Here is an 18,284-nt window from a genome sequence, read left to right as displayed (position 1 = left end):
GCCTAGGTGGTCACCATGTCTGAAAAAACTGTCAAAGTTCAGCTCGTCAAGAGCCTGATTGGGACCCGCGAATCGCATCGCGCGACGGTGCGTGGCCTGGGCCTGCGCCGACTCAACTCGGTCAGCGAACTGCAAGATACGCCGGCTGTGCGCGGCATGATCAACAAGGTTTCGTACCTTGTTAAGGTCATCGGCTAAGCGCTTCAGGCAATCAAGGAGTTGATAATGGAATTGAATAACCTGAAGCCGGCAGAAGGCTCGAAGCACGCGAAGCGTCGCGTGGGTCGCGGCATCGGCTCCGGCCTCGGCAAGACTGCTGGCCGCGGTCACAAGGGTCAGAAATCGCGTTCGGGCGGCTTCCACAAGGTTGGCTTCGAAGGCGGTCAGATGCCGCTGCAACGTCGTCTGCCGAAGCGTGGCTTCACGTCGCTCACGAAGGAATTCGTCGGTGAAGTGAATCTGGCTGATCTGCAAGCGCTGCCGGTCGACGAAATCGATCTGCTGGCGCTGAAGCAAGCGGGCCTGGTCGGTGAGTTGATCAAGAGCGCAAAGATCATCAAGACGGGCGAGATCACTCGCAAGATCGTCGTGAAGGGTCTGGGTGCGACGAAGGGCGCGCGCGCTGCGATCGAAGCAGCAGGCGGCTCGTTCGCCGAGTAATTGGCGCAGTCGACAGCCGATTGCCGTCAATAGCATTTGCATCGGAGAAGGTACTTGGCTAACAGTCCGAGTCTCGCAAAACCCGGTCGAAGCACGGCGAAGTTTGGCGATCTGCGCCGGCGTGCAGTGTTCCTGCTGCTGGCGCTGGTCGTCTACCGCATCGGCGCGCATATTCCGGTGCCGGGCATCGACCCGGATCAGCTGGCAAAGCTGTTCCAAAGCCAGTCCGGCGGCATCCTTGGCATGTTCAACATGTTCTCGGGTGGCGCGCTTTCGCGATTCACGATTTTCGCGTTGGGGATCATGCCGTACATCTCCTCGTCGATCATCATGCAGTTGCTGGCGATCGTGTCGCCGCAGCTCGAAGCGCTGAAGAAAGAAGGTCAGGCGGGTCAGCGAAAGATTACGCAGTACACGCGGGTTTTCACCGTTCTGCTGGCAACGTTCCAAGCTTTCGGCATCGCCGTTGCGCTTGAGAACCAGCCGGGCCTGGTGATCGATCCGGGAATGGTGTTTCGTTTGACGACGGTCGTGACGCTCGTGACCGGTACGATGTTCCTGATGTGGCTCGGTGAGCAAATCACGGAACGCGGCCTCGGCAACGGTATCTCGATCATCATCTTCGGTGGGATTGCGGCGGGCTTCCCGAATGCAATCGGCGGGCTGTTCGAGCTGGTGCGAACCGGTTCGATGGGGCCGGTCTCGGCGATCATCATCGTCGCACTGATTGCAGGCGTGACGTATCTGGTGGTGTTCATCGAACGCGGCCAGCGCAAGATCCTCGTGAACTACGCGAAGCGTCAGGTCGGCAACAAGATTTACGGCGGTCAGTCGTCGCATTTGCCGTTGAAGTTGAACATGTCGGGCGTGATTCCGCCGATCTTCGCATCGTCGATCATCTTGTTCCCGGCAACCATCCTGAACTGGTTTAGTTCGGGGTCGCGTAACAGCTGGTTCGCGGACACGCTGCACAACGTGGCCGAAGCACTGAAGCCTGGTCAGCCTGTGTACGTGTTGTTGTATGCGTTGGCGATCGTGTTCTTCTGCTTTTTCTACACCGCACTGGTGTTCAACAGCAGGGAAACGGCCGACAACCTGAAGAAGAGTGGTGCGTTTGTTCCGGGTATCCGCCCAGGTGACCAGACCGCACGCTATATCGACCGCATCCTCACGCGTCTGACGCTGGCCGGTGCGATCTATATCGTGTTCGTCTGCTTGCTGCCAGAGTTTCTGGTGCTGCGCTGGAACGTGCCGTTTTATTTTGGTGGAACGTCGCTGCTGATTATTGTCGTCGTCACGATGGACTTCATGGCGCAGGTGCAGTCGTACGTTATGTCGCAACAGTATGAGTCGCTGCTCAAGAAAGCCAATTTCAAGGGCGGCAACATCCCGATGCGTTGAAAGGACTTATGGCCAAAGACGATGTAATCCAGATGCAGGGCGAGGTCATCGAAAACCTGCCCAATGCTACCTTCCGCGTGAAGCTGGAGAACGGCCATGTCGTGTTGGGGCATATTTCCGGAAAGATGCGGATGCACTACATCCGGATCTTGCCCGGCGACAAGGTGACGGTTGAATTGACGCCTTACGATCTGTCGCGTGCGCGGATCGTGTTCCGGGCGAAGTGACTTGAAAAAAGGGTAATATCATGAAAGTGATGGCATCGGTTAAGCGCATTTGTCGCAATTGCAAGATCATCAAGCGCAAAGGCGTTGTGCGCGTGATTTGCAGCTCTGATCCGCGCCACAAACAGCGTCAAGGCTGAACGCCGCGCTTTTGCTTGCGCTTTTTGTTTGAGGAAAAACAATGGCTCGTATTGCAGGGGTTAACATCCCGAACCACCAGCATACCGAAATCGGTCTGACGGCGATCTTCGGTATCGGCCGCACGCGCTCGCGCGATATTTGCGAAGCGGCTGGTGTGGCATTCTCGAAGAAGGTCAAGGATTTGACCGACGCAGACCTCGAAAAGCTGCGTGAAGAGGTCGGCAAGTTCGTCGTCGAAGGCGATCTGCGCCGTGAAGTGACGATGAATATCAAGCGCCTGATGGACCTCGGCTGCTACCGTGGCGTGCGCCATCGTAAGGGCCTGCCCCTGCGTGGCCAGCGCACCCGGACGAATGCCCGCACGCGCAAGGGTCCGCGCCGCGCAGCGCAATCGCTGAAGAAGTAAGCGGGACTGACAGTTACAGGAAAACGTAATGGCTAAGGCTTCGAACAACTCCGCGGCGCAACGCGTTCGCAAGAAGGTCAAGAAGAACGTCGCCGAGGGCGTGGTTCACGTTCACGCGTCGTTCAACAACACCATCATCACGATCACCGATCGTCAAGGCAACGCGCTTGCCTGGGCGACGTCGGGTGGCCAAGGCTTCAAGGGCTCGCGTAAGTCGACGCCGTTTGCAGCTCAGGTGGCAGCCGAATCGGCTGGCCGCGTGGCGATGGAATACGGCGTGAAGAACCTCGAAGTGCGGATCAAGGGCCCCGGCCCGGGCCGTGAATCGGCGGTGCGCGCGTTGCATGGTCTTGGTATCAAGATCACCGCGATCTCCGACGTGACGCCTGTTCCGCACAACGGCTGCCGTCCGCCGAAGCGTCGTCGCATCTAAGACGCGCATTTGCAAATTGCCTGTTGTCGCCGATTGAGACATATCGGCGCCGATGGGCCGTTTGCGCATTGATTGACTCTAAGCCCACCGTTCGGCCCAAAGGGTCCGAACTAGCGCAGACGGAAGTTTGCGTGATTAAACATAGAAGGAAAGCAACGTGGCACGCTATACCGGCCCTAAGGCCAAGCTGTCCCGCCGTGAAGGCACCGACCTCTTCCTGAAGAGCGCACGTCGCTCGCTCGCCGACAAGTGCAAGCTTGACAGCAAGCCTGGTCAACACGGCCGCACTTCGGGCGCTCGTACGTCCGACTACGGCACGCAGCTGCGCGAAAAGCAAAAAGTGAAGCGTATCTACGGCGTGCTCGAGCGCCAGTTCCGCCGCTACTTCGCCGAAGCCGACCGCCGCAAGGGCAACACGGGTGAAAACCTGCTGCAATTGCTCGAATCGCGTCTCGACAACGTCGTCTACCGCATGGGCTTCGGCTCGACGCGCGCTGAAGCACGTCAGCTCGTGAGCCACAAGGCGATCGTCGTGAACGGCCAAGTCGCGAACATCCCGTCGCTGCAAGTGAAGTCGGGCGACGTGGTGGCAGTGCGCGAACAATCGAAGAAGCAAGCGCGTATTCTCGAAGCGCTGTCGCTGGCCGAGCAAGGCGGCATGCCGAGCTGGGTTGCGGTCGACTCGAAGAAGTTCGAAGGCACGTTCAAGCAGATGCCGGATCGCGCAGACATCGGTGGCGATATCAACGAAAGCCTGATCGTCGAATTGTATTCGCGCTAATCGGATTAACGGCCGGGGTACCCTGATTGCGTTGTGCAAGGGGTTGCCTCGGCTGTTTATTTTCAGGTTGTTACCGGTCAGCCTTATCGGTGTAACGAGCCGAGGGTATTGAAGAGGAAAACCTATGCAAACCAGTTTGTTGAAACCCAAGATCATCGCTGTGGAATCGCTGGGCGAGAGCCACGCGAAAGTGGTCATGGAACCGTTCGAACGCGGTTATGGCCATACCTTGGGTAACGCGCTTCGGCGCGTGCTGCTTTCGTCGATGTTGGGTTATGCGCCCACCGAAGTGACGATCGCAGGCGTCGTACATGAGTACTCGACGCTCGACGGGGTGCAAGAGGACGTAGTCAACCTGCTGTTGAACCTGAAGGGCGTGGTGTTCAAGCTGCATAACCGTGACGAAGTGACGGTTACGCTGCGCAAGGAAGGCGAAGGCGTGGTCACCGCCGGCGACATCGAGCTCGCGCACGACTGTGAAGTCATCAACCCGGATCACGTGATCGCGCATCTGTCGAAGGGCGGCAAGCTCGACGTGCAGATCAAGGTCGAGAAGGGCCGCGGCTATGTGCCGGGCAACGTGCGCCGCTACGGTGAAGAAACGGCCAAGATCATCGGCCGTATCGTCCTGGATGCGTCGTTCTCGCCGGTGCGCCGTGTGAGCTACGCCGTGGAAAGCGCGCGTGTCGAACAGCGTACCGACCTCGACAAGCTCGTGATGAACATCGAAACCAACGGTGTGATCTCGCCGGAAGAAGCGATCCGTCAATCGGCGCGCATCCTGGTCGATCAACTGTCGGTGTTCGCTGCGCTGGAAGGCACCGAAGCTACGGCGGAAGCACCGTCGCGTGCGCCGCAGATCGATCCGATCCTGCTGCGTCCGGTGGACGATCTCGAGCTGACGGTTCGTTCGGCGAACTGCCTGAAGGCCGAGAACATCTACTACATCGGCGATCTGATCCAGCGTACGGAAAACGAGCTGCTGAAGACTCCGAACCTCGGTCGCAAGTCGTTGAACGAGATCAAGGAAGTGCTCGCTTCGCGTGGCCTCACGCTCGGCATGAAGCTCGAAAACTGGCCGCCGGCTGGTTTGGACAAGTAATACTGCTGACCTGGCATCGACGCGGATTTTCCTTTAGAATCCGCGTCTTGCCTTTTTCACTACCGGCCCGTGCACTTTGTCGCTCAGTTGGAGCGGTGAAGGCGATAGAAGAGCTGGATCAAAACTTTGAATCAAGGAAATTGAAATGCGTCACCGTCATGGCCTGCGGAAACTGAACCGCACGAGCAGCCACCGTCTGGCAATGCTCCGTAACATGTCCAACTCGCTGATCGAGCACGAAGTCATCAAGACCACGCTGCCGAAGGCGAAGGAACTCCGTAAAGTCGTCGAGCCGCTCATCACGCTCGGCAAGAAGCCGTCGCTGGCAAACCGTCGTCTGGCGTTCAACCGCCTGCGTGATCGTGACTCGGTCACGAAGCTGTTCGACGTGCTCGGTCCGCGCTTCGCGAACCGTCCGGGCGGCTACCTGCGTATCCTGAAGTTCGGTTTCCGTGTTGGCGACAACGCGCCGATGGCACTGGTCGAACTGCTCGACCGTCCGGAACCGGTGGAAGCGGAAAACGTCCAAGAAGCTGAATAAGCGTCTCGGCGTAGGCAAAAAAGGGTCAAGCGCGAGCTTGGCCCTTTTTGCTTTTGGGCGGCGTGCGGCGACGCACGTAGCGTCGGATGCCGGGTTGAATCCGATCGAAGCGGCGCTGCGTATCGGGGTGTACGATACGCGTGCTCGAGCGGCCGCTCTTGCAGGAGATTCCGTGACCCAGAATGTGATCCTGATACTGACGACAGTGCCCGATTCAGAGGCGGCGCAGAAGCTGGCTGATGGCGCGTTGAACGCGCGCTTGGCCGCTTGCGTCACTGAATTGGGGACGGTGCGTTCCCGCTATCACTGGCAAGGTAAGATCGAATCCGCCGAAGAGATCCAGATGCTCTTCAAGACGAGTGCCGCGCGCTCGCTGGAACTCGAACAATTCATCCAGGCGAACCATCCGTACGAGACCCCCGAAATCCTGTCCTGGCAGGCCACCGCATCAGCGGCTTATGGGCAGTGGGTCACAGCCGAAACACAACGACCTATCCATGTCTAACGTTTCTCGCCAACGCGCACATGCGGTTGCGCGCTTCTTGGTTTTACTCGTGGCGTGCCTGTGTGCTTTCGTCGGAATGGCGCCGGCTGCGCGCGCGGCCGATGACTTTCTCGATCCGTCGGTCGCGTTCAAATTCAGCGCCAGCGAGCAGCCGGGCGAGGTCCTCGTCCACTTCAAGATCGCCGACGGCTACTACATGTACCGTGAGCGCTTTGCATTCGCCGTTAAAAGCGGCACGGCGACGCTTGGTGATCCGCAGTTGCCTGCGGGGAATGTGAAATTCGACACGACCTTCAACAAGAACGTCGAAACCTACCGGAACGACCTGACGATCCGCGTTCCGGTCAAGCAGGCCGCCGGCCCCTTCGAACTGGTTGTCACATCGCAAGGTTGTGCGGACGCGGGTATTTGTTATCCACCGGCCGAGCACGAATTTCGCGTCGATGGCGCGGCGCTGCATGCTGCCGCCGAGGGTGCGGCGCCGGCGGCAACGACCGGAACGATCGCAGCGGATCAAGCCTCGTGGTACGAACGCGCGACGAGCGCCGATTACGCGCAGTCGCTGCTCGAGGGCGGAGGTTTTCTCGCGATCGTCGGCCTGTACTTCGTCGCCGGGATCGTGCTGAGCCTGCTGCCGTGCTCGTACCCGATGATTCCGATCCTCTCGGCGATCATCATTGGCGAAGGGGCCAAGGTCACGCGAGCGCGCGGGTTTGCATTGTCGCTCTCATACGTGATCGGCATGGCGCTCGTTTATACGGCGCTCGGGATTGCTGCCGCACTCGTTGGGCAAAGCCTCGGAGCATGGCTGCAGAATCCGTGGGTGCTTGGCGTGTTCGCGGTGCTGCTGACGGTGTTTGCGCTTTCTTTGATCGCAGGCTTCGACATCGCGTTGCCGCAGCGCTGGCAAGATGGCGTGTCGCGCGCGTCGGGTCGGCGCTCAGGTGGCAAGTTCGCCGCTGTGGCGGTGATGGGCGCGCTGTCGGCGCTGGTCGTCGGCGCGTGCATGACGGCGCCGCTCTTCGCCGTGCTCGCGTTCATCGCGCATACCGGCAATGCGGTGCTCGGCGCCGCCGCGCTGTTTTCGATGGGTATCGGCCTCGGCGTTCCGCTGCTGATTATCGGACTGGGGGCGGGCACGTTCTTGCCGAAGGCCGGGGCCTGGATGGACGGCGTCAAGGTCTTCTTTGGCGTCGTGCTGCTCGCGGCGGCCTTGTGGATCGTTTGGCCGGTGCTCGGCGCGTCGGCCCAAATGCTGCTCGGCGCGCTATGGCTGCTGATTTCCGCCGCGGCACTTGGCCTATTCACGCCGAACGTGGGTGGACCTTCTGTCTGGCGCCACCTGGGGCGGGGGATAGGCGCGGCATTGGCGATTTGGGGGGCAGTGCTGCTCGTGGGCCTGGCTGCGGGCTCGACCGATCCGCTTCGGCCGCTTGCCGTGCTCGCGTCGCATTCCGCGGCAGGTCCGACGGTGGCCGCGCAGCAGGCCGAGCCGCCTTTCGCGCCGGTGCGCTCATCCGACGAGCTCGATCATGTGCTGAAGACGTCGGCGCGCCCGGCGATGCTCGACTTCTACGCGGACTGGTGCGTGAGCTGCAAGGAAATGGAGCGCTTTACGTTCAGCGACCCGCGCGTGCATGCGCGTCTCCAGCAATTGAATCTCTTGCGTTCCGATGTGACGGCGAACAACACCGACGACCAGGCGCTGCTCAAGCGCTTCAAGCTCTTCGGTCCGCCGGGAATCATCTTCTTCGATCAGAACGGCAACGAGACATTGCGCGTCGTCGGGTATGAATCGGCGGATGCGTTCTTGCGTAGTCTCGATCGGGCCGCGGCGCCGCAGTCCTGAGAGCATCCCATCGTCGTTTGAATTCGGCCGGGCAGCGCGCGCCATGCGCGCTGCATTCGCGGCCACACATGACCCGAAGGCAGGCGCGGCCGTGCGCTCGCCGTGCACTCCGTCCAAACGAAAAACGGCGGCACTCCGCGAGGGGCGCCGCCGTCAAACTTCCCAACTATTAAGCCGCGCGAACTACTTTTATGCGCGCAGCAGTCGCGCTGCGTCGAGTGCGAAATACGTCAGCACGCCATCCGCACCAGCACGCTTGAACGCTAGCAGCGACTCCATCACCACCTTATCGTGATCGAGCCAGCCGTTTTGTGCGGCGGCTTTGAGCATCGCGTACTCGCCGCTGACCTGATAGACATAGGTCGGGAAGCGGAATTCGTCCTTCACGCGTCGCACGATGTCGAGGTACGGCATGCCCGGCTTGACCATCACCATGTCCGCGCCTTCCTCGATATCCAGGCGTACCTCGCGCAGGGCTTCGTCGGAATTGGCCGGGTCCATCTGATAGGTCATCTTGTTGCTCTTGCCGAGGTTCGTTGCGGAACCGACGGCATCGCGGAACGGCCCGTAGAACGCCGACGCGTACTTCGCTGCGTAAGCCATGATCTTCGTGTAGATGTGGCCTTCGCTTTCGAGCATCTCTCGAATGGCGCCGATACGGCCGTCCATCATGTCCGACGGCGCGACGATATCGACGCCGGCCTCGGCCTGCGCGCGCGCCTGATCAACGAGGATTTCGACCGTTTCGTCATTGAGCACGTAGCCGGCTTCGTCGAGCACACCGTCTTGGCCGTGGCTCGTGTAGGGGTCGAGCGCGACGTCGGTCAGCACACCCAGTTCCGGAAAGCGCTTTTTGAGCTCGCGAACAGCGCGCGGAATCAAGCCTTCCGGGTTGGCCGCTTCGCGGCCATCGGGCGTCTTGAGCGACGGCTCAATCGCCGGAAAGAGCGACAGCACCGGCACGCCGAGCTCGACGCATTGTTCGGCGACGCCCATCAGCAGGTCGACCGACACACGCTCGACACCCGGCATCGACGGCACGGCTTGCCGTGCGTTCGTGCCCTCGGTGATGAATACCGGATAAATCAGATCGTTCGTAGTCAGCAGGTTCTCGCGCATCAGGCGGCGCGAAAAGTCGTCGCGGCGCATGCGGCGGGGGCGGTGATGCGGATAGAAGCTCATATTGAATGTCTTGAGTGGCGAGAAATACTGCTTCGGCCCGTGCGAAATTTTATTGAGACAATGGTATATGATAGCGATCGAGCGAGGCGCTTGGCGCCGAGTTCCCCGCTTCTCCTCCCTGAGCGGGTGCCTGTCGTTTTTCGATTAGGCTGTTAACCCGCCGTTATCCGGCGGGTTTTTTTATGTGCGAACGACGGGTTCCGCCGCTGCGTTGCCGACGGAAAGTTGCTTGCACAACATTCGGCCGGTCATTGTGCCTCGTCGTCGCCATTCTCTGCAGGCAAGAGCCAGCTTTCGATCAATTCGTGCGCGTCTTCGAGACCGGTGCGCTTGAGCGCCGAAAAGAGTTGCGCGGTCAGCTCCCCCTCGTAGCCGGCGTCTTTATATTCCTTCAAGCCCTTCTGCGTCGCGCGCAGCGCGTTGATGCTCTCTTGGCGTGTCAATTTGTCGCACTTGGTCAGCAGCGTGTGAATCGGCTTGCCGGTGGGGGCGAACCACTCGATCATCCTGCGATCCAGCTCGGTGAGCGGGCGGCGCGAGTCCATCATCAGGATCATGCCGCGTAACTGGGCGCGCGATTGCAGGTAGCTCGAGAGCAGTGCTTCCCAGTGTTCCTTCGCGGCACCCGGCACTTCGGCGTAGCCGTAGCCCGGCAAGTCGACCAGATGGGCGACCGGCTCCGCGGCCGGGCCGACCGAGAAGTAATTGATATGTTGCGTGCGTCCAGGTGTCTTACTGGCGAACGCGAGGCGCTTTTGGTTGCAAAGCACGTTGATGGCCGTCGACTTGCCCGCGTTCGAGCGTCCCGCGAACGCAATCTCCGGCTGAGGCGTCGGGGGCAGATCGCGCAAGTGGTTAACAGTCGTGAAAAAGCGGGCTTGATGGAGCAGGAAGGCCATGGAGGGAAACCAGAAAAGGAGGCGCCGGATGGATGGGAAGGGATGCGGGGCAAGCCCGACTGGCGCCTAGACGATTAGCGAGTTATTGTACAATACGATGGTTTACTGAAGACCAGAGGGGCGCTTGCGCGTCTCGAAACGCGTGGCCTCGCGGTAGATCGGTCGCCGTCGTATTTTGCAGAACCTCATAGGGGAAATCGGCGGGCGCAGCTCGGCATTTCCTTGCTCCGTAAGGAGTGGCATCGCTTGCGATGTCCTTGAGAGCACTCAATTCTCACAAGACGAAACCGGGTGTGCGAATGAATCGACTGTGCAAGACTTTGATGGTGCTTCAAGTAACGGTAGCAGCAGGTTTGATGGGGTTGGCAGGGCAGTCTGGAGCGGCGGAAGCCGCCAAGCCGGATTTGAATCGGGGTCAGCAAATCGCCACGCAGGTCTGTGCCGCGTGTCATGGCGCAGACGGCAACAGTGCCACGGGCGCGTTCCCGAAGCTCGCGGGGCAGCATCAGGAATATCTCGTCAAGCAGCTCAAGGATTTCAAGGTGCAGGCCGGCGCGAAAGTCGCCGCGCGCAAGAATGACGTCATGGCTGGCTTTGCCGGCGCGCTATCCGATCAGGACATGATCAACGTCGCGGCCTATTTCGCCTCGCAGACGTCGAAACCCGGGTTCGCGCACGACAAGAGCACGATTGCGCTGGGGCAGCAGATCTACCGCGGCGGCATCGCGGACAAGGGCGTGCCGGCGTGCGCAAGCTGCCATGGTCCGACCGGGCAGGGGATGCCGATCCAGTATCCGCGTCTGTCGTGGCAATGGCAGGACTACACGGTCGCGCAGTTGACGGCGTTCCAGCAAGGTTCGGGCGCGCGCAACAACAACGAAGCGATGCATACGATTGCGTCCCGCTTGTCGGAGAACGAAATCAAGGCAGTCGCGGATTACATTGCGGGTCTGCATTAGCAGGCCCGATCAAAATCAAGCCGGGTGAGCGAGCCCGGCGAGAACAACAAAGGGTGGGGGCACCGCTTCAAGGCGGTGCCCTTCACCCTTTTTTGCTGGTCAGTCGGAGTTTGAATGAGCGTCACCACGTCGGGTTATGAGTTGAAGTCGGGTCAGCGGGCGGTCAAGAGCGCCGTCGAATTGCTGAGTTCGATGCGGTTCGCGATTGCGCTACTCGTGATTCTGTCGATCGCGAGCATCATCGGCACGGTGCTGACTCAGGACGATCCGTACCCCAACTACGTCAATCAGTTCGGTCCGTTCTGGGCCGATATCTTCCGTTCGCTGAGCCTGTACACCGTCTACAGCTCGTGGTGGTTCATGCTCATCCTGGGCTTTCTCATCGTGTCGATCTCGCTGTGCGTGCTGCGCAATGCGCCGAAGATGATCGCCGACATGAAGAGCTGGAAGGACAAAGTGCGCGAAGGCAGCCTGCGCGCGTTCCATCACAAGGCGGAGTTCGGTGTGCACGGCACGCGCGCGAATACCGCGGCGACGCTCGGCACGCTCTCGGGCAAGCTCGGCTACAAGTTCGTCACGCGCGAGAGCGACGGCGCCACGTTGATCGCGGCCAAGCGCGGTGCAATGACGAGGATTGGTTATATCTTTGCGCACCTCGCGATCGTCATCATCTGCATCGGCGGCCTGCTCGACAGCAACCTGCCCATCAAGCTGCAGATGTGGCTCTTCAACAAGACGCCGGTCGATACGAGCGCGGTCATCAGCGAGATCACGCCGAACCACCGTCTGTCGTCGTCGAATCCGACGTTCCGCGGCTACGCTTGGGTGCCCGAGGGACAGCATGTGTCGACGGCGATCCTGAATCAGCCGAACGGCTCGCTGATTCAAGACCTGCCGTTCTCGATTCAGTTGAACAAGTTCATCGTCGACTATTACTCGACCGGCATGCCGAAGCTCTTCGCGAGCGACATCGTCGTGATCGATCACAAGACCGGCAAGGAGATTCCGGCGCGGGTCGAGGTGAACAAGCCGTTCGAGTACGACGGCGTGTCGATCTACCAATCGAGCTTCCAGGACGGCGGCTCGCAGATGACGATGACCGCTTGGCCGATGGTGGGCGACAACGCGAAGACCTATCCGTTCGGCGGGGCGATCGGGGCGTCGGCGCCATTGGGCGCGTCGATGGCGGCGATTCCCGGCACGGCAGGGGAGACGGTCGAATTCAGCGATTTCCGTGCGATCAACGTCGAAAATGTCACGGACGCGAATGGCAGCAACGACGTGCGCGGCGTCGCGCACAAAACGCTCGCCGAAGAGCTCGACCAGCGGCTCGGCTCGGGCGCGAAGACGCAGAATCCGCTGACGCTGCACAATGTCGGCCCGTCGGTGCAGTACAAGATCCGCGGCACCGATGGCCAGGCGCGCGAGTTCAACAACTACATGCTGCCCGTCGACGTGAATGGCGAGCGCATGTTCCTGGCCGGCATGCGCACGACGCCGAACGATCCGTTCCGCTATCTGCGCATTCCCGCCGACAGCGGCGGCACGCTCAAGGAATGGATGCAGTTGCGCGCGGCGCTTGCCAACCCGGCGCTGCGTGCTCAAGCTGCCCAACGCTTTGCCGAGCGTTCGGTGACCGATCAGAACGCTGCGCTGCGCGACCATCTGCAGGACAGCGCGCTGCGCGTTCTCACCCTATTTGCCGGCGCGGACATCGGCATCGGCAACGGCGCGGACGGCCATCCGCTCGGCGGCTACCAGGCGGTCGCGACCTTTATCGACCGTTCGGTGCCGAAGGATGAGCAGCAAAAAGCGGCATCTTTGCTGCTGCGCATGCTCGAAGGCTCGACCTGGGACCTTTGGCAGATCGCGCGAGAGCAAGCCGGCGAGCCCGACATGAAGCCCGACGCCGACGCCATCCGCTTCGTCCAAAGCTCGATCAACGCGCTATCCGACAGCTTTTTGTATGGATCACCGGTCTTCTTGCAGCTCGACTCATATAAGCAGGTGCAAGCTTCGGTATTTCAGTTGACGCGCGCACCCGGCAAAAAAGTGGTGTATCTTGGCAGCCTGTTGCTCGTGCTCGGCATCTTTTCGATGTTCTATGTGCGCGAGCGGCGACTCTGGTTCTGGCTCAAGGACACCGCCACGGGCACTTCCGTGGTGATGGCGATGTCGACGGCGCGCAAGACGCTCGACTTCGAAAAAGAATTCGCGCGCACGCGCGATGCAGTCGGGGCCACGCTGGGCGTCGCAGCAACGGAAGCTGCGGCTAATTCGGCCACGAATTCGACGGTCGAACCGTCCCGTGACGCAAGCGCTCCCCACGACAGAAGCGCCCCGCCATCCTCCGGTTCGCAGAATTCCACTCGGTAACATCATGGATTTGACACAAGTCTCCGCGTCTCAACCCAAGCCACGGCCCGCGTCGGCCGCTCCCGCCGGCTTGTACGACGAGCGCCCTTTCCTCAAGCGTCTTAACGCATTCGACTGGCTGTTCGCGCTCGCGATGGTCGCCGGAGCGGGGTTCGCGCTATCGCGCTACCACGCCTTCATGAACTACTACGACAAGCTCGTGCTGGTGTGCTCGGTGCCCGTGTTCGTCGTGCTGGGGTGGCGCTGGAAGCCGGTGCGCTTGCTGATTGCTGGCATCGCTGTGCTGTCGCTGTTCGCGATTCAGACCTACCAAGGCGATCTGACGCGCGCGGATTCGGCGTTTTTTCTGAAGTATTTCCTGTCGAGCCAGTCGGCGATTCTTTGGATGAGCGCGCTCTTCGTGCTCGCTACGCTGTTCTACTGGATCGGCATGCTGTCGCGCTCGCCGTCGGGCGGCGCGATCGGCTCCAAGCTCACCTGGGCCGCCGTGCTGATGGGCTTCACGGGCATGATGGTGCGCTGGTACGAGTCGTATCTGATCGGCGCCGATGTCGGACACATCCCCATCTCGAACTTGTATGAAGTGTTCGTCCTGTTCAGCCTCATCACGGCGCTTTTCTACTTGTACTACGAGCAGCACTACAGCACGCGCGCGCTCGGGGCGTTTGTCCTCTTGATCATCAGCGCCGCGGTCGGCTTTCTGATGTGGTACTCGATCTCGCGCGACGCGCAGCAGATCCAGCCGCTCGTGCCGGCGCTGCAAAGCTGGTGGATGAAGATCCACGTGCCGGCGAACTTCATCGGCTACGGCAGCTTTGCGTTGTCGGCGATGGTCGGCGTGGCGTACCTGATGAAAGAGCGCGGGGTGCTGGCCGACCGCCTGCCGGAACTCGACGTGCTCGACGACGTGATGTACAAGTCGATCGCCGTCGGCTTCGCGTTCTTCACGATCGCGACGATCCTCGGCGCGCTGTGGGCCGCCGAAGCCTGGGGCGGCTACTGGAGCTGGGACCCGAAGGAGACCTGGGCGCTGATCGTCTGGCTGAACTACGCGGCGTGGCTGCACATGCGCTTGATGAAGGGGCTGCGCGGCGCGGTCGCTGCCTGGTGGGCGCTGACTGGCCTGTTGGTCACGACGTTCGCGTTCCTCGGCGTCAACATGTTCCTGTCCGGCTTGCATAGTTACGGCAAGCTGTAATATTCGCCGTTCTGCCGCGACTAAAAACCGCCGAGTGCTAAGCACCGGCGGTTTTTTTGTCTGGGGAGTGGTCGTTTTTGCATCCGCTACGCTACCCCGAACGGTATATAAAGCCGATGGGTCGAATGAGCATGCGCGGTCGGCCCAAACCGCCTACCAGGAGCTTTCAACATGTGGACCAAGCGAGGACAGCGAATTCAATTGCAGGGCGGCGACATCGCTGCGAGCGAAATCACGCCGCGCGCCGTATGGGAGAACCGGCGGCGCGTGTTGCAACTGGCGGGCATGGCGGGTGTGGCCGCGGCGGGCGGCCTCTTCGGCATCAGCGATCCGGCGTTCGCCAACTACGAGTCGCCCGACGCGAAGGCGCAGAAGCTCGCGGCGAAGACCAATCCGAAGTTCGTCGTCGTCGACAAGGTCACGCCGTACAAGGACATCACGACCTATAACAACTTCTACGAATTCGGCACTGACAAGGGCGATCCGGCGGAAAATGCGCATACGCTGCGGCCGCATCCGTGGCGCGTGAGCGTCGAGGGCGAGGTCAAGAACGCGAAGGTCTACGATATCGATGAGCTGCTCAAAGTCGCGCCGCTCGAGGAGCGCGTGTACCGGCACCGCTGCGTCGAGGGGTGGTCGATGGTGATTCCGTGGGTCGGCTTCCCGCTTTCCGAGTTGATCAAGCGCGCGCAGCCGACCGGCAACGCGAAGTATGTGCAATTCATCACGCTCGCGGACCCGTCGCAGATGCCTGGGCTCGCCCAGCCGATTCTCGACTGGCCGTATTCGGAAGGTCTGCGGATGGACGAGGCGATGAATCCGTTGACGCTGTTGACGGTCGGCGTCTACGGGCAGGTGCTGCCGAATCAGAACGGCGCGCCGATTCGCGTCGTTCTGCCGTGGAAGTACGGCTTCAAGAGCGCGAAGTCGCTGGTGAAGATCCGCTTTGTCGAACAGCAGCCGCCGACGAGCTGGAATACCGAGGCGCCGAACGAGTACGGCTTTTATTCGAACGTGAACCCGAACGTCGATCACCCGCGCTGGAGCCAGGCGACCGAACGGCGTATCGGCGAGGACGGGTTCTTCACGCCGAAGCGCAAGACGCTGATGTTCAACGGCTACGGGGATCTCGTCGCTTCGATGTATCAGGGTATGGATTTGCGGAAATTCTTCTGAGCTAAGCGGCGTCGATCATGACCGACATGCAAACCACCGTCACCAGTCAAGGCAGCGGGAACGCTCGCCCTGCGAAGGCGGCGTCGGCGGCACGCCCGGCCGCGCGCAAGGGCGAACGCTGGATCGCGCCCGCCAAGATCGCGGTTTTCATTGCGGCCTGGTATCCGCTCGCTCGCATCGTGCTGTTCGGACTGACCGACCGGCTCGGCGCGAACCCGATCGAATTCATCACGCGCTCGACCGGCCTTTGGACGCTCGTCTTCCTCTGCATCACGCTGGCCGTCACGCCGCTGCGCCGTCTCACAGGCGTGAACGCGCTGCTGCGTTTTCGTCGCATGCTCGGGCTCTACGCGTTCTTCTATGCGACGCTCCACTTCACGACCTATATCTGGTTCGACAAGTGGTTCGATGTCGCCGCGATGCTGAAAGACGTCGGCAAGCGGCCGTTCATCACCGTCGGTTTTGCCGCGTTCCTGCTGCTGATTCCGCTCGCGGCGACGTCGCCACGCGCGATGGCGCGCAAGCTCGGCCGGCATTGGCAGCAACTGCATCGCGCGATCTATGCGATCGCCGGGCTCGCGATCCTGCATTTCTGGTGGATGAAGGCGGGCAAGCACGACCTGATCCTGCCGAAGATTTACGGTGCGATCGTGATCGCGCTGCTTGGCTGGCGCTTGCTCGTGTGGGTGCGCGGACGGTTCTTCGAGCGGCAGCGGCTTTGACGCGAAAGCGGTTCAGGCGCTTTGCTCGTTGATAAAGCGCGTCGATAAAAAAGGCGGGGCTCTTACCAGTGAGCCCCGCCTTTTACGTTTTGCTTCGCGCCGTGTGGTGCTTTACTTCGGCAGCACCGTCTCGCCGGCGAACAGGTCCTTCACGTTTTCGCGCGCACGCACGACGTGCGCGTCGTTGCCGTCGACCATCACCTCGGCGGCTCGCGGACGCGTGTTGTAGTTCGAGCTCATCACGAACCCATACGCACCGGCCGAGCGGATCGCGAGCAGGTCGCCCGCTTCGATCGCCAGTTGCCGGTCGCGGCCGAGCCAGTCGCCGCTTTCGCAGACAGGGCCAACCACGTCATACACGTGCGCCGCCGCGTCGCGCGTCACGGCGGGTTCGATCGCGTGGAACGCCTGATACATCGCGGGGCGGGCGAGATCGTTCATCGCGGCATCGACGATCGCAAAGTTCTTCTCTTCGCCCGGCTTCAGGAATTCGACGCGCGTCAGCAGGATGCCCGCATTGCCCGTGACCGAGCGGCCCGGCTCGAAGAACACCTCGCGATGGCCGTGGCCGCGCGCGTCGATGTGGTCGAGCAGCGTCTTCACGAATTCGCCGATGTCGGGCGGCGTTTCCGTGTCGTACTGGATGCCGAGGCCGCCGCCGACGTCGATGTGGTGAATCTTCGTACCGTCCGCCTCGATCTGCTCGACGAGTTCGAGGAGCCGATCGACGGCATCGAGGTACGGGGAGATCTCGGTGATTTGCGACCCGATATGGCAGTCGATGCCGACTACGTGCAGGTTCGGCATCGAGGCCGCGGCGCGGTAGGTCGCACGCGCATCGTCGAACGCGACGCCGAATTTGTTGGCTTTGAGGCCGGTCGAAATGTACGGATGCGTTTTCGGATCGACATCGGGATTCACGCGCAGCGAGACGGGCGCCGTCTTGCCCATCGACGCAGCCACCGCGTTGAGCCGGTCGAGTTCCGGAATCGATTCGACGTTGAAGCACTTCACGCCCGCGGCGAGAGCCTCGCGCATTTCCCCGGCGCTCTTGCCGACGCCCGAGAACACGGTGTTCTCCGCTTTGCCGCCGGCCGCGAGCACGCGCGCGAGCTCGCCGCTGGATACGATGTCGAAGCCCGCGCCGAGGCGTGCGAATACGTTCAACACCGCGAGGTTGCTGTTCGCTTTCACGGCGACGTGCACCGACGCGCGCCGTCCCGCGCACGCGTTCGCATAAGCCTGGTAGGCCTGCGTCAGCGCCGCGCGCGAATACACGTACAGGGGGGTGCCGAATTGCTCGGCAAGCGAGACGGCGGACACACCTTCGGCGTGCAGCACGCCGTCGACGAAGGCGAATGCGGATTGACTCATGCGGTAGGACTATTGATCTTGGGACGAACCCGAAGCGGGGCTGGACGCTGGCTTGGCCGTGCTCGTCGTCGTGCCGAGTCGGCTGTCCGGCGAAAGCGAGAGCGGGGTGGACGACGTATCGGAAGCGGCGCCCGTTGCGCCGGAGGCTGGGATCGCACCCGTTTCCGCATCCGGCTTCACGTCGGATGGGGGCGGTTCCATTTGGTCGGTGGGCTTCTTCGGCAGCGGCGGGACGGTCGGCATGTAGAGCGGCCCGCGTTGCCCGCAGCCGCCAAGCGCAGCGGTGGTGAGAGCCAAAGCCGCTACAATCGCGCTCATCCTCAAAACGACTCGCATGACCGTCCCTGAATAATTA

Annotated in this window: 21 protein-coding genes; 17 read left to right on the top strand and 4 right to left on the bottom strand. The window is 61.3% G+C overall.

Annotated features, from left to right (window positions below; all coding sequences use genetic code 11):
- Positions 1–15 precede the first annotated feature (15 nt).
- The 12 genes from rpmD to dsbD all read left to right on the top strand — a co-directional run bounded on the left by rpmD (position 16) and on the right by dsbD (position 8,043).
- Positions 16–198, top strand: a complete 183-nt coding sequence (rpmD, locus tag FAZ95_RS20100) for a 50S ribosomal protein L30 (RefSeq protein WP_004202755.1) — start codon at positions 16–18, stop codon at positions 196–198.
- A gap of 27 nt (positions 199–225) precedes the next feature.
- On the top strand, positions 226–660 hold the full coding sequence (gene rplO, locus FAZ95_RS20095) for a 50S ribosomal protein L15 (protein WP_137334054.1): 435 nt from the start codon (positions 226–228) through the stop codon (positions 658–660).
- A gap of 54 nt (positions 661–714) precedes the next feature.
- Complete coding sequence (gene secY, locus FAZ95_RS20090; RefSeq protein WP_137334053.1) at positions 715–2,061, top strand: preprotein translocase subunit SecY; 1,347 nt, start codon at positions 715–717, stop codon at positions 2,059–2,061.
- 8 nt (positions 2,062–2,069) lie between these two features.
- Complete coding sequence (gene infA / locus FAZ95_RS20085) at positions 2,070–2,288, top strand: translation initiation factor IF-1 (protein WP_004521905.1); 219 nt, start codon at positions 2,070–2,072, stop codon at positions 2,286–2,288.
- 20 nt (positions 2,289–2,308) lie between these two features.
- Positions 2,309–2,425 (top strand): 50S ribosomal protein L36, encoded by a 117-nt coding sequence (gene rpmJ / locus FAZ95_RS20080; RefSeq protein WP_004199844.1) that lies wholly within the window; start codon positions 2,309–2,311, stop codon positions 2,423–2,425.
- 41 nt (positions 2,426–2,466) lie between these two features.
- The gene (gene rpsM / locus FAZ95_RS20075) at positions 2,467–2,832 is read left to right on the top strand and encodes a 30S ribosomal protein S13 (protein WP_137334052.1); all 366 of its coding nucleotides are present in this window, start codon (positions 2,467–2,469) and stop codon (positions 2,830–2,832) included.
- Between the two features lie 28 nt (positions 2,833–2,860).
- Complete coding sequence (gene rpsK, locus FAZ95_RS20070) at positions 2,861–3,265, top strand: 30S ribosomal protein S11 (protein WP_006052224.1); 405 nt, start codon at positions 2,861–2,863, stop codon at positions 3,263–3,265.
- Positions 3,266–3,422: 157 nt separating this feature from the next.
- The gene (gene rpsD, locus FAZ95_RS20065; RefSeq protein WP_137334051.1) at positions 3,423–4,046 is read left to right on the top strand and encodes a 30S ribosomal protein S4; all 624 of its coding nucleotides are present in this window, start codon (positions 3,423–3,425) and stop codon (positions 4,044–4,046) included.
- Between the two features lie 124 nt (positions 4,047–4,170).
- Positions 4,171–5,148 carry a DNA-directed RNA polymerase subunit alpha gene (locus FAZ95_RS20060; RefSeq protein WP_137334050.1) on the top strand — a complete coding sequence of 326 codons (978 nt, stop codon included), beginning with the start codon at positions 4,171–4,173 and terminating at the stop codon, positions 5,146–5,148.
- A gap of 145 nt (positions 5,149–5,293) precedes the next feature.
- Complete coding sequence (rplQ, locus tag FAZ95_RS20055; protein ID WP_136899532.1) at positions 5,294–5,689, top strand: 50S ribosomal protein L17; 396 nt, start codon at positions 5,294–5,296, stop codon at positions 5,687–5,689.
- Positions 5,690–5,861: 172 nt separating this feature from the next.
- Entirely contained in the window at positions 5,862–6,194 is a 333-nt protein-coding gene (cutA, locus tag FAZ95_RS20050; protein WP_137334643.1) for a divalent-cation tolerance protein CutA, read from the top strand.
- The gene (gene dsbD, locus FAZ95_RS20045) at positions 6,187–8,043 is read left to right on the top strand and encodes a protein-disulfide reductase DsbD (protein ID WP_137334049.1); all 1,857 of its coding nucleotides are present in this window, start codon (positions 6,187–6,189) and stop codon (positions 8,041–8,043) included. The genes cutA and dsbD overlap by 8 nt, the downstream gene beginning before the upstream one ends.
- A 189-nt stretch (positions 8,044–8,232) precedes the next feature.
- Here the strand turns inward: dsbD and hemB are convergent, their stop codons facing one another.
- Entirely contained in the window at positions 8,233–9,225 is a 993-nt protein-coding gene (gene hemB / locus FAZ95_RS20040) for a porphobilinogen synthase (protein WP_137334048.1), read from the bottom strand.
- A 248-nt stretch (positions 9,226–9,473) separates the two neighbouring features.
- Complete coding sequence (gene yihA / locus FAZ95_RS20035; protein ID WP_137334047.1) at positions 9,474–10,124, bottom strand: ribosome biogenesis GTP-binding protein YihA/YsxC; 651 nt, start codon at positions 10,122–10,124, stop codon at positions 9,474–9,476.
- A 299-nt stretch (positions 10,125–10,423) separates the two neighbouring features.
- On the opposite strand from yihA, the gene FAZ95_RS20030 reads away from it, so the two are divergent.
- The 5 genes from FAZ95_RS20030 (at position 10,424) to msrQ (ending at position 16,555) form a co-directional block, all read left to right on the top strand.
- Positions 10,424–11,083, top strand: coding sequence for a c-type cytochrome (locus tag FAZ95_RS20030; protein ID WP_137334642.1), 660 nt, complete (start codon positions 10,424–10,426; stop codon positions 11,081–11,083).
- Positions 11,084–11,197: 114 nt separating this feature from the next.
- On the top strand, positions 11,198–13,459 hold the full coding sequence (locus FAZ95_RS20025) for a cytochrome c biogenesis protein ResB (RefSeq protein ID WP_137334046.1): 2,262 nt from the start codon (positions 11,198–11,200) through the stop codon (positions 13,457–13,459).
- Between the two features lie 4 nt (positions 13,460–13,463).
- Positions 13,464–14,657: a c-type cytochrome biogenesis protein CcsB gene (ccsB, locus tag FAZ95_RS20020; protein WP_137334045.1), complete on the top strand. Its 1,194-nt coding sequence runs from the start codon at positions 13,464–13,466 to the stop codon at positions 14,655–14,657.
- Positions 14,658–14,828: 171 nt separating this feature from the next.
- Complete coding sequence (gene msrP / locus FAZ95_RS20015) at positions 14,829–15,833, top strand: protein-methionine-sulfoxide reductase catalytic subunit MsrP (RefSeq protein WP_137334044.1); 1,005 nt, start codon at positions 14,829–14,831, stop codon at positions 15,831–15,833.
- Between the two features lie 26 nt (positions 15,834–15,859).
- Positions 15,860–16,555, top strand: coding sequence for a protein-methionine-sulfoxide reductase heme-binding subunit MsrQ (gene msrQ / locus FAZ95_RS20010; RefSeq protein WP_254699946.1), 696 nt, complete (start codon positions 15,860–15,862; stop codon positions 16,553–16,555).
- A 111-nt stretch (positions 16,556–16,666) separates the two neighbouring features.
- Here the strand turns inward: msrQ and lysA are convergent, their stop codons facing one another.
- Both lysA and lptM read right to left on the bottom strand, forming a co-directional pair.
- The gene (lysA, locus tag FAZ95_RS20005; protein WP_137334042.1) at positions 16,667–17,929 is read right to left on the bottom strand and encodes a diaminopimelate decarboxylase; all 1,263 of its coding nucleotides are present in this window, start codon (positions 17,927–17,929) and stop codon (positions 16,667–16,669) included.
- Between the two features lie 9 nt (positions 17,930–17,938).
- Positions 17,939–18,265 carry an LPS translocon maturation chaperone LptM gene (lptM, locus tag FAZ95_RS20000; RefSeq protein ID WP_137334041.1) on the bottom strand — a complete coding sequence of 109 codons (327 nt, stop codon included), beginning with the start codon at positions 18,263–18,265 and terminating at the stop codon, positions 17,939–17,941.
- Positions 18,266–18,284: the final 19 nt, after the last annotated feature.

Source organism: Trinickia violacea, from assembly GCF_005280735.1.
GTDB lineage: Bacteria > Pseudomonadota > Gammaproteobacteria > Burkholderiales > Burkholderiaceae > Trinickia_A > Trinickia_A violacea.
This window is presented reverse-complemented; position numbering and strand designations above follow the sequence as displayed.

Bases quoted from the DNA above. Each gene is read 5' to 3' on its own strand.
- rplQ (WP_136899532.1), top strand. From the start codon at position 5,294: ATGCGTCACCGTCATGGCCTGCGGAAACTGAACCGCACGAGCAGCCAC.
- rpsM (WP_137334052.1), top strand. From the start codon at position 2,467: ATGGCTCGTATTGCAGGGGTTAACATCCCGAACCACCAGCATACCGAA.
- FAZ95_RS20025 (WP_137334046.1), top strand. From the start codon at position 11,198: ATGAGCGTCACCACGTCGGGTTATGAGTTGAAGTCGGGTCAGCGGGCG.
- lysA (WP_137334042.1), bottom strand. From the start codon at position 17,929: ATGAGTCAATCCGCATTCGCCTTCGTCGACGGCGTGCTGCACGCCGAA.
- FAZ95_RS20060 (WP_137334050.1), top strand. From the start codon at position 4,171: ATGCAAACCAGTTTGTTGAAACCCAAGATCATCGCTGTGGAATCGCTG.
- dsbD (WP_137334049.1), top strand. From the start codon at position 6,187: ATGTCTAACGTTTCTCGCCAACGCGCACATGCGGTTGCGCGCTTCTTG.
- rpmD (WP_004202755.1), top strand. From the start codon at position 16: ATGTCTGAAAAAACTGTCAAAGTTCAGCTCGTCAAGAGCCTGATTGGG.
- infA (WP_004521905.1), top strand. From the start codon at position 2,070: ATGGCCAAAGACGATGTAATCCAGATGCAGGGCGAGGTCATCGAAAAC.
- ccsB (WP_137334045.1), top strand. From the start codon at position 13,464: ATGGATTTGACACAAGTCTCCGCGTCTCAACCCAAGCCACGGCCCGCG.
- yihA (WP_137334047.1), bottom strand. From the start codon at position 10,124: ATGGCCTTCCTGCTCCATCAAGCCCGCTTTTTCACGACTGTTAACCAC.
- lptM (WP_137334041.1), bottom strand. From the start codon at position 18,265: ATGCGAGTCGTTTTGAGGATGAGCGCGATTGTAGCGGCTTTGGCTCTC.
- msrP (WP_137334044.1), top strand. From the start codon at position 14,829: ATGTGGACCAAGCGAGGACAGCGAATTCAATTGCAGGGCGGCGACATC.
- rplO (WP_137334054.1), top strand. From the start codon at position 226: ATGGAATTGAATAACCTGAAGCCGGCAGAAGGCTCGAAGCACGCGAAG.
- FAZ95_RS20030 (WP_137334642.1), top strand. From the start codon at position 10,424: ATGAATCGACTGTGCAAGACTTTGATGGTGCTTCAAGTAACGGTAGCA.
- rpsK (WP_006052224.1), top strand. From the start codon at position 2,861: ATGGCTAAGGCTTCGAACAACTCCGCGGCGCAACGCGTTCGCAAGAAG.
- msrQ (WP_254699946.1), top strand. From the start codon at position 15,860: ATGCAAACCACCGTCACCAGTCAAGGCAGCGGGAACGCTCGCCCTGCG.
- hemB (WP_137334048.1), bottom strand. From the start codon at position 9,225: ATGAGCTTCTATCCGCATCACCGCCCCCGCCGCATGCGCCGCGACGAC.
- rpmJ (WP_004199844.1), top strand. From the start codon at position 2,309: ATGAAAGTGATGGCATCGGTTAAGCGCATTTGTCGCAATTGCAAGATC.